Origin of the sequence: Pseudoalteromonas sp. RW-H-Ap-1 (assembly GCF_048318575.1) — a bacterium.
Lineage (GTDB): Bacteria > Pseudomonadota > Gammaproteobacteria > Enterobacterales > Alteromonadaceae > Pseudoalteromonas.
The window spans coordinates 1,185,057-1,195,649 of sequence record NZ_CP166996.1; the positions used below are offsets into that span (position 1 = coordinate 1,185,057).

Genomic DNA, 10,593 nt, shown 5'->3' on the forward strand with positions numbered 1-10,593 from the left:
CAGGACGCCTCAAGGCGTCCTTTTTTGTGCCTGTAATAACATTAAACGTGTTGGTGTTGAGCTTGGCGTTTGTCTTTACGCTGATGTTTTAATGTATACATTCGTTGGTCGGCTAAGGTTAAGCAAGCTTTATAGTCACTACACTCCTGACTACTTGCTAAGCCATAGCTCACGCCTGATAACGGCCAGTGTTTTTGAACTTGCTGATGAATATAGTTTAACGACTCGTTGATGCTCAGGATGAGTTGGGCGAGCTGTTGTGCTGATTTAACGTTACACACACAAATAAATTCATCACCGCCGGTTCTGCATACCTCGCCTTTATCGGCTAACGCATTTTGTATTAACCGCGTAACCTCAATGAGTAGCTTGTCACCGTGAGCATGACCTAGGTGATCGTTAACACTTTTAATATTGTCGCAATCTATAAACACTATGAGATAAAAATTATCTAAGTTATCAAGTATTTCTTGTAATTGCAGCCGGTTTCCTACTTTGGTGAGTGGGTCTATGCGTGATAACTCTAGCGCTTTTATATAATTATTTTGCTTTATTTTTAGCCATTCAGATAAAGAAAGTAAAATACAGATACAATCAATGGCCAGAGCAATAAGCACCCATAATTCAGGTGAGCTTATTTCTATTAAATTGAGGTGCGATAAGATAAAAATAACTAATGACAGGCTATAAACAAGGTTGCCAGTTAAAAAATATTTCGCCCTAAAGTCCTTCATCCCCAGCATTGTAAAGCCAAGCTTTAAGCTTAAATACACCCAAATTGCAGCGAGGAAGTGAGCTAAATAGAACACCCAATGAAAGGGTAAAAATAGGTTTAAAAAACCACAGGCAAGTGCCGTTATGGAAAAGTATTTTAAAAATCGGCTAATACCAGTGCGGGTATGTTGGTCAAAGTTAAATAAGTAATAGGCAAATGAACTGGCAGAGGCAATAGCGAAGGCAAAAATATACATGCCAAAGTAATGGGTGTTAATTGCGTGGTAATTAAAAAGTAACGCAACTATCCCCGCCGCGAATGCCCAGCCAATGCCGTGTAATCCTATATAACCTGCACAAAACAACGCCACGCGATGTTGTGTTTTAAAGAACATTATTAAGGCCATGCAAGCCAAGGTCAGCATTATAGTAATAGACACTAAGCTTAATGAATTGATATAAAACTGAAGTTTAACAAACCTAGATTGAGGAATAATGTTAATGCTAACAGGTTTAGCAAAGTGCTTAGCATTAATATAAAGCCATAAAACACCGTGTGAATTAGCTTCTAGATGTAATTCAAAAGCTTGGCTGTGCATTACAATGGCTGATTGAGTGACGCTATTTTGTGAAAAATCAGCGACTTTTCTGATCCCACTAGTATCTTGATAAAAAGCAACGCCACTATCTAAGTAATTAATTTGGGGGATTATATACCAGCGTCCTGCGCTCACTGTAGTTAAACTAATTTTTGCTATTGCACTGCCATGCGCACTATATAGCGAAGTGACGGGAGTACTTATATTGTTATAAGCATTAATGAGTTGCTCACCTTGGGTTGATTTAGCTAAATCTACTTGATGCCATATAGCTGATTTTAATTGTAAGCTGTCATTTTCGTTTAATATTACAGCAGATGCACTAAAACCAATGATTTGTAGTAGCAAGCAACATATAAAATTGAAAGTGTACCGCATGTAATACCTAAGTTAGTTACCGGTAAAAATTGTACTGCATTTTTAACAGAATAATTATAGTTATGACCGCTTTAGCGTATTTTTGCTTTATAGTTACTAACTTTAATCACTAAACGGTGAGCTGTTATTATAAAAATATAGTTAATGATTAATTAAAGGGTTAATAATTTATTTACATGAATTTGGTATGCATAGCGATGAATGATTATAAATCGCTATGCAAAAGGAGGTACTTATGACTATTTTATTTAAAATTATGCTCCATAATTTTATCTGATAACGCGCTAAGTATATCGACTACTTTAAAGCTTGCTTGCTCCATAAGAGATACTTTTTCAACAGCAGTATTGAGATCGCCTAATTGGAATGCTTCTAGAGCAGCAAAGCCATTTTTATGGACATCTGTATGTGGTTTCTCTAATGCTTTGAAGTCGTTAATGCTTGAATATTTTAATGCACCTTCACCTTGATAGTACCATTGACCTAAACGACACATGGTATGATCAGAAAAGTCTTCTGCCGTCTTGTTTGATTGACCTAAAATGACTTTATAAATATCGTATTTCCATACAATATGGTCCATTTTTACTGTTTGAATAAATGCATCCGCACTTGAATTAACGATAACGCTATACATATTTTGTGATAGTTCAACCACCTTTTTAGCGGTAGTATCAATTTCTGATGAGCTATTTGCAATGCCATCACTTTCTTCGCTAACGTTAGTAATTTTAGTTACAACGCTTTGCATTTGCTCATTAACCTTATCTATTAAATTAGATATCTCGTTAGATGCCTCAGAAGAGCGTTGAGCAAGCGTTCTCACTTCATCTGCGACCACTGCAAAGCCTCGCCCTTGCTCTCCCGCTCTTGCTGCCTCAATGGCTGCATTAAGTGCGAGTAAATTTGTTTGATCAGAAATTCCTTTAATTATGTTTACAAAATCATTAATGCCGATTGTTACTGACTGCAACTCTTTAACGGATTTAGAGGCGGATTTTGTATCTCTTGAAATATTATGTGTTGACGATGAAGTCGTTGCTAACATATCTAAAATTGTATCAAGTAATTCTTGGGATGACTTAAATGACGTAATATCATTGATTAGTTTATGTGAAGTTGAGGCTAAGCTTTCTCTGATATCACTTATTAAATCAGATGACTGCAATGATAAGGTATTTAATTCACGCTGTTTTACAAATGCCGTATCGTTTGCTATTTCATTGTCGTTTAGTTGTGATTTCTCGCTGTTTACTGCTAATAATTGCGCCTCAAGTTTTTCATTAGCTTTTTTTAATTGCATTAACTCGTTATTTAACTCGTTAATTTTGTTTTTATATTTTGAATTGAACAGCATGTAGACCCCAATTTAAACACGGAAAATAAACGTTATATTTTTTTATTAAATTTACCTGATTATAGATTACATAATTCGATTTTTAACAGGGCTGGAATTAATGTCCACCCAAATCGATTTTTATAAAAGTAAATTACAACACAATAATAGATGCTTTATAACTTTTTGGTAAAAAACTTTTCATTTCATGCTTATAGTAAACTTATTTAAAATGGTCACTATTTTAGAAGTTAGGGTCTGTTGACCTTTCAAGGTTGGATTTGCAGCAGTCTGTTTGGTATTTAGGCAAGGCATCGCCTATGTGGTGTGGATTCCCCCATAAATAGGCGATAACGCAGCATCAATGCCAAACAGGCGCTGCCCGAAGGATTCAGCTTAGGGGCGTGAGCAGGACGCGGAAGCTTTGCTCAGTTATGACTTATTCTTACATGGATGTAAGCCAGTAGAATAACGCAGGAGCAGTTATCGAGCCCACTAGGTTACAAACATCGCGCCGCGATTAAACCGCCCCTAGCTTGAACAAATTTTAATCCGCAAAGATTAACAGACCCTAATATTTTCTAATTGATTTATTCAACTGCGCTTGAAATTCATCAGGAAATAAAATCGTGCCGTCGTCATCTTCGGTAGGGAAAACAGCAACCAGTAAGTCATCTTCTTCAAGGCCTGGTGTCCAGCGGCTAAACCAATCTGCAGTTGGAATTGCTTTAGGTGTACATCCTTCCCATTCGCCGGTTGCCCAAGCTTGGGCAAACTCACGGGTTGGCCATACAGGCACACAGTCGTCGTCTTCGTTAGTGAGCATGACGCAGCCGTCGTCATCGTTTAAAATCCACACTTGTTTAAACTGCTGCACAGTTTCGTACATGAATGCGAGTCGTTTTTTTGCGCCAAGGCCTAAAATTACGTCGTCTTGCTTTGATAAATTGTCAGTGGTCATTTTTGGCTCTCTCTCACTGTGGGGGAATACAAAAGGCAGCGACATACTGCGCTTTAAAATTTAGTTTAGCTAATGGCTACAAGCAGCTCATCGGCTAGTTGGTTTAGTGCGTCGGGGTCTTGATTTGTTAATGCGTAAGTGCGCAATCCATAAATACCCATAACACAAAATCGTGCTAGTTCTATGGCACTTCGCCCATTGGTAATTTCTTTATTATCTATCGCTTTTTGTAATTGCTGCGCAAAGGCATGCTCGTACGCCGTTAAATTAGTTCGTAATACGTGGCAAATTTGTGGATCGTTACCCTCCACCTCACTAATGCTTTTTGTAAGCAAGCACACTTTAGTTGCTTCGCCGTCAATACATTCTTGCACAATGATATTAAGGTAATGTTTCAGCGTATCTAAAATACAATTACTGTGCTCAAACAGGGCCGTAAACTGTGTATTGCGATCGGTTTGGTATTGCTCCGTGGCGGCTAAAAAAATGCCTTTTTTATTACCAAATGCCCCATACAAAGAACCCGGATGTAAATGGGTGGCTTGAGTCAGTTTTTGCATACTGGTTTTTGCGTAGCCATGCAGCATAAACATGGCCATAGCTTGGCGCAGTACAAACTCTTTATCAAATTCTGCAGTTCTCATAATGACTCTTTTAGTGGAGAGAGTAGTAATGAATAAATTTATTTTTCTTAGGCCTAGGAGTTTACGCAATCTTAAACAAAGTTTCAAAATTATACTTGAATATTCATTCAAGTGACCTTATCTTGAATGTACATTCAACAAAGGATAAATATTATGTCGATTGACTTACTTTCACCTTTTAAATTAAATAACAGCATAGAACTGCAAAACCGCGTACTTATGGCACCATTGACCCGTTGTATGGCAGATGACAATTTAGTGCCAACACAAGCCATGGTTGATTACTACGCTCGCCGTGCTGATGTAGGCTTAATTATTAGTGAAGCCATTATTATCCGTGCTGATGCTCAAGGTTATCCAAATACACCTGGGCTTTTCACTAGCGAACAAATTCAAGGTTGGAAAAAAGTCACTGATGCAGTACATGCCAATGGCGGAAAAATGTTTGCACAACTATGGCATGTTGGCCGTGTAGCACACCCTCACTTTTTTGGTGGTGATGTTTTGGCGCCATCTGCAATAGGGGTTGAAGGTTCAGTACCGCGTATGCGCGAGCTCACTTATGTTACGCCAAAGCCTGTAACTACAGACGACATTAAAGGCTTAGTGGCTGACTACGCTAAAGCCGCAGAAAATGCGATGGAAGCGGGTTTTGACGGCGTAGAAATTCATGGTGCTAATGGTTATTTAATTGACCAATTTTTACATTATGCGGCAAATGAACGTGATGACGAGTACGGGCAAACACCAGAAAACATGTCTCGTTTTGCACTGGAAGTAACCGATGCAGTTATTGATGTTGTGGGCAATGAGCGTACCGCTATGCGTTTAACGCCAGGTGCTTATTTTAACATGAGCGAAGACAATCGCGATAAAGCAGTATTTGACTACTTATTACCAGAGCTTGAAAACCGCAAGTTAGCTTATTTACACGGCGGTATTTTTGACGACAGCATGCGTTTTGATTCACTAGAAGGTAAATCAACCTCTGAATTTTTACGAGCTGGTTATGCAAGTACCTTAGTGGGTGTAGGTAGTTATAGTTTTGAAACTGCTAAAGAAGCGATTAACGACAATAAATTTGATTTAATTGCTATTGGTCGCCCGCTTATTGCTAACCCAGATTACATTAGCAAAATTAAAAACGGCGAAGAAGTCACAGCTTACAGTGATGAAATGCTAGCTGAATTGAAATAGCAGCTAATTTAGTAAAAACCATAGGACACTCATGGACAATTGTGAGTGTCTTTTTTTATACATTTATTTGCCATAATTTACTCATAATTGTTTAATCTTGCTGTCAATAAAGTTCCCCCTCGTTGTCATATTTAAAAAATAGACTGTGCCCGCTTTCATAATTACCTTTTATAATTAGAATCAAACGGGACAACAATGTACGCTTTAAAAAATAAATCGATTTTGAGCATGGCTGTGGCCATGGCGGTATCAACTTCAGCTTATGCTAACGATGACGTGATAGAAGAAGTAACCGTTACTGCAAAACCAACCAGTTATGCAAACAACGTTATTGAACCTGCCATGCTTGAGCAACAAAGCTCGGTATCGAGTGTGTTATCAGTAATAGATAACTTACCTGGCATTAGCATAAACGAAGGCGACGCATTTGGCGGCGACGATTGGTCAACAACTATCACCATGCGTGGTTTTAGTATTGACTCAAACCAGCAGCAATTAGGTATGACGGTAGACGGTATTCCTAATGGCGGTTCTAATTATGGCGGTGGTGCTAAAGCGAATCGTTACCTAGATAGCGAAAACTTGGTGACAGTGGAAGTTGGCCAAGGTACCTCAGATATTAAATCTGCCTCGTTAGAAGCACTAGGCGGTACTTTTAACTTTGTAAGTAAAGCGCCTAGCGTTGAAAAAAGCACCACTTTTGCATATACCTCAGGCAGCCATGACGCGAGCCGCTATTACGTTAAACACGAAACTGGCACCATTTTCGATAATACTCAAGCGTATGTAAGTTACTCGCAAACCGATACTAGCCGTTGGATTGGTTCGGGTAGCAATGGTGGTAAAGATAACCAACATGCTGAAGCGAAATTTGTCACCACCCTTGATGAGTTAACTATAACAGGGCGTTTATCTTACGATGATGTAAGCGAGACGAATTACAACAGCGTGAGCTTGGCACAATTTGAACAAACTCCAGGTTGGGATCAACTAACATGGAACTGGACAGGCGTTCCGCACTTTGACCAAATGTTTGCAGAAGGTTGGGGCACGCTACGTGAAAATACTCTAGGGTATTTAAAATTTGAATACGCGATTTCACCCACCTCATTGTTAACCATTAGCCCGTATTATCATAAAAACTCAGGCCGAGGCGATTGGATCCCTCCGTATTTAACGTCTCCTGTAGATGAAAATGGCAACCCAACCACGGAAGGTGGTACAAACGCAGGCTCTTATGGCTTTACAGATAGTAATGGCAACCCACTTGCTCCCAACGCAGGTTGTACAGCAAGCTTAAACTGGCCGTGGGAGTCGGGACCTGAGCTTAACCCTGCGTGTTACGACGCTGATGCCACGCCAGTTATGTCTTATCGTCATACTCATTACAATAAAGATCGTTTAGGGGTAACCGCTAATTATCAAGCGACCTTTGGCATGCATGATATAGAAGCGGGTTTTTGGTATGAGCAAAGCGACCGTGATGAGTCGCGTGATTGGCATAAAGTTATAGATGCGCGCATTTATCATCACTTTGATAACACCCCATACTGGACGCAATACAAAAACACCTTTGAAACCGACATTCTTAAATGGTACGCCCAAGACTCAATGGCATTTGGCGATTTAACCCTTAACCTAGGGGTTAAAAAGTACTTAGTAGACATAGAAAAGTATGACCATTATCAAAATGCGACAACAGCTAAAGTAAACAGTGATTCAGACCTTCTATTTAGTGGCGGCATTTTGTATCAGCTAAATAGTAATACTGAGTTATTTACCAGCTATAGCGAAAACTTTGCCGCCATTAAAGATGGTGTGCTTGAGCGCGACAGCTCTGACTTATCAGCTATTAAGCCAGAAACCGCTGAAAATATTGATCTAGGTGTACGCTATCAAAATAATGCACTTAAACTAACGGCAACGGCCTATTCAATTGAATTTGATAACCGTATCACCTTTATAGCTCCAGGCAGTGACACCGGCGGTATAGACTACACCATAGGCACAAATGGCTCGTACTTAAATGTGGGCGGTATTGAATCCAAAGGTTTAGAGCTGTCAGCAAGTTACATGCTTAATAATGAGTGGAATGTATATAGCTCATACACCAATAATAGCTCTGAATACAAAGGCGATGCGCCAGGGTTTGAAGCAGGAGGCAAAGTAATTGACTCAGTAGATGATTTATTTGTGCTTTCAACCGATTATTACAGCGGTGATTTCCGCTTTGGTTTATCGGCTAAATACACTGGTGAGCGTGGCGATGTAGATAGCTACACCGTGGTTGATTTAAACGCAGGTTATGCAGCCGAAGTTAATGCTGGCCCGTTTAAAGCCGTTGATATTGCTTTTGTGGTTTACAACATTACTGATGAAAGCTACCTAGCAGGCGGCACAGGTAATGGGAGCACTTACTTTATTGGCGCCCCACGCACAGCAGCCGTGACGTTAACCGCCACGTTTTAAAACGTAATAAACGTAATTAAGCCCATCATTGATGGGCTTTTTATTAAGCGAGGTGTGTATGCAAACAATAATAACAATACTAATAATCGGTTTGGCTTTACTTAACAGTCAGGCGGTTTTGGCTGCACCGCAAAATGTGGTGTTGGTAACTTTAGATGGAGTTCGCTGGCAAGAAGTCTTCAATGGTGCCGATAACAAGCTGATTAATAATAAAGAGTTTGTTAAGCAACCAGCGCAATTAAAAAGCCAGTTTTGGCATGAAAGTGTGCAACAGCGTCAACAGTTGTTAATGCCATTTTTAACTCAAACCATTGCAAAGCAAGGCGTAATTATTGGCGATAGGGCTAAAGGCTCAACTATGTCGGTGAGTAACCCGTGGTATTTTTCATATCCTGGGTATAACGAAATTCTTACTGGTGAAGTGGATGAAAGTATCAACAGTAACGACAAGGTATTTAATCCAAATAAAACTATTTTAGAGCGTTTAAACGCCCAACCTGAATTTAAAAACAGCACCGCGTTATTTGGTAGTTGGGATGTGTTTCCTTTCATTGTAAATACCCAGCGCAGCAAGGTGCAGGTGAATGCGGGGTTTATGCCCGTTGCTGATGATTTATTTGCCGACGCAGCGCTACTTAATGCGCTACAAACAGAAATACCCAGCCCTTGGCACAATGTGCGGCTTGATAGTTTTACCTATCGTTTTGCTAAGGCGTATATGCTGGCGAAAAAGCCAAGACTATTGGTGATTAGTTTGGGAGAAACTGATGATTTTGCTCACGATGGGCATTACGACGCCTATTTAAAATCGGCTAAGCAAAGCGATGCATTTATAAAAGATTTGTGGCAAACCATTCAAAGTACCCCAGGTTATAAAAATAATACGACGCTGATCGTTACTACTGATCATGGCCGTGGAAGTCATGCCAGTGATTGGCAGCATCACAGTTCTCGTCGAGCATTGCTAGAGCTTAACCTAGGCGCAGATGTGTTTCCTAACGGCATAGTAGGCTCTGAGCATATTTGGCTTGCTGCCATTGGCCCTGCAATTAAAAATAACGGTTTAATTAAAACTAAAAACGAGCTTAAACAAGCGCAAGTTGCCGCCACCGTTTTAAAAGCACTTGGGCAAAACCCACACATAATTAACCCTAATATGGCACCGGCTATTAATGAGATTTTAAAATGAAACAGTTACTAAAAACCCTTAAGTATTCTGCACTGTCACTGACTATTGTGATTAGCAGTGGAGCAATGGCTGCGCCGTCTAAAATATTATTTGGTTCCTGCGGGCACCAAGATAAAGACATTCCTATATTTAACGCCATCAACAAAGAGCAGAGTGATTTATTTATTTTTTTAGGCGATAACATTTATGGCGATACTAACGACATGGCTGTACTTAAAAATAAATACCAACGCCTTGGGGCAAAGCCTGGCTTTAAAGCACTACGCGCAAAAACACCAATAATAGCCATGTGGGATGATCACGATTATGGTCAAAATGACGCGGGGAAAGAGTATCCGCATAAGGAAGCATCGCGGCAAATCATGCTCGATTTTTGGCAAGAACCTGCTAATTCAAAACGCCGTACCCGTGCTGATGGTATTTATACCTCGTACATGTATGGCGAAGGCGAGCAAACCGTGCAGGTGATCATGCCAGATTTACGCTTTAATCGTGACACACTTAATTCTGTTAGCGAGCTTGAGTATTACACCAAGCGTAAACTAAATAACCAAGGCCCGTACAGTCCAACTGAAGTTAAAGGCGCGTCAATGCTAGGGGAAGCACAGTGGCGATGGCTTGAAGCCGAGCTGAAAAAGCCAGCGGCAATAAAGCTAATAGCGTCAAGCTTGCAGTTACTGCCAGATTTTACCGGCTGGGAGTCGTGGGCAAATTTTCCAGAGGATCGAAATCGTTTATTTGCGCTAATTAAAAAACACCAAATAAATGGTGTAATTATTATTAGTGGCGATACTCATTGGGGCGAGATTTCAAGGTATCAACACAATCTTGATTACCCGCTTATTGAAATGACCAGCTCAGGCCTGACAGAAAAGTGGAAAGACGTTAGCCCTAACCAGCATCGTGTGGGTGATTACACGCATAATGTTAACTATGGTGATTTAAGCATAGACTGGCAACAAGTCGACCCTGCTATTTCATTAAAGCTTAAAGGCATTGAGGGTCAGGTTATTATGCAAAGTGACTTTAGTCTTTCAAGTATTAGTCCTTATAAATAGCATCACCATTTAAATAATAAACGCACTGCGGGTAAAGCTGTGCGTTTA

The 10,593-nt window shown here is 40.0% G+C and carries 8 protein-coding genes; 4 read left to right on the forward strand and 4 right to left on the reverse strand.

Going from position 1 to position 10,593, the window contains the following annotated elements; genetic code table 11:
* Window positions 1-41: 41 nt before the first annotated feature.
* The 4 genes from AB8618_RS05610 to AB8618_RS05625 all read right to left on the reverse strand — a co-directional run bounded on the left by AB8618_RS05610 (window position 42) and on the right by AB8618_RS05625 (window position 4,632).
* A complete protein-coding gene (locus tag AB8618_RS05610) occupies window positions 42-1,691 on the reverse strand; it encodes a diguanylate cyclase domain-containing protein (RefSeq protein WP_409425145.1) in 1,650 nt (549 codons plus the stop codon).
* A gap of 244 nt (window positions 1,692-1,935) precedes the next feature.
* Window positions 1,936-3,048 (reverse strand): methyl-accepting chemotaxis protein, encoded by a 1,113-nt coding sequence (locus tag AB8618_RS05615; RefSeq protein ID WP_409425146.1) that lies wholly within the window; start codon window positions 3,046-3,048, stop codon window positions 1,936-1,938.
* A gap of 550 nt (window positions 3,049-3,598) precedes the next feature.
* Window positions 3,599-3,988 (reverse strand): DUF2750 domain-containing protein, encoded by a 390-nt coding sequence (locus AB8618_RS05620; RefSeq protein ID WP_413401669.1) that lies wholly within the window; start codon window positions 3,986-3,988, stop codon window positions 3,599-3,601.
* A 65-nt stretch (window positions 3,989-4,053) separates the two neighbouring features.
* Complete coding sequence (locus AB8618_RS05625; RefSeq protein WP_409425148.1) at window positions 4,054-4,632, reverse strand: TetR/AcrR family transcriptional regulator; 579 nt, start codon at window positions 4,630-4,632, stop codon at window positions 4,054-4,056.
* A gap of 153 nt (window positions 4,633-4,785) precedes the next feature.
* On the opposite strand from AB8618_RS05625, the gene AB8618_RS05630 reads away from it, so the two are divergent.
* The 4 genes from AB8618_RS05630 (at window position 4,786) to AB8618_RS05645 (ending at window position 10,545) form a co-directional block, all read left to right on the forward strand.
* The gene (locus AB8618_RS05630; RefSeq protein ID WP_138609066.1) at window positions 4,786-5,829 is read left to right on the forward strand and encodes an alkene reductase; all 1,044 of its coding nucleotides are present in this window, start codon (window positions 4,786-4,788) and stop codon (window positions 5,827-5,829) included.
* A gap of 195 nt (window positions 5,830-6,024) precedes the next feature.
* Window positions 6,025-8,298, forward strand: a complete 2,274-nt coding sequence (locus AB8618_RS05635; protein ID WP_413401671.1) for a TonB-dependent receptor domain-containing protein — start codon at window positions 6,025-6,027, stop codon at window positions 8,296-8,298.
* Window positions 8,299-8,356: 58 nt separating this feature from the next.
* The gene (locus AB8618_RS05640; RefSeq protein ID WP_409425151.1) at window positions 8,357-9,487 is read left to right on the forward strand and encodes an alkaline phosphatase family protein; all 1,131 of its coding nucleotides are present in this window, start codon (window positions 8,357-8,359) and stop codon (window positions 9,485-9,487) included.
* The gene (locus tag AB8618_RS05645; RefSeq protein WP_413401674.1) at window positions 9,484-10,545 is read left to right on the forward strand and encodes an alkaline phosphatase D family protein; all 1,062 of its coding nucleotides are present in this window, start codon (window positions 9,484-9,486) and stop codon (window positions 10,543-10,545) included. Before AB8618_RS05640 ends, AB8618_RS05645 begins: the two co-directional genes overlap by 4 nt.
* Window positions 10,546-10,593 lie beyond the last annotated feature (48 nt).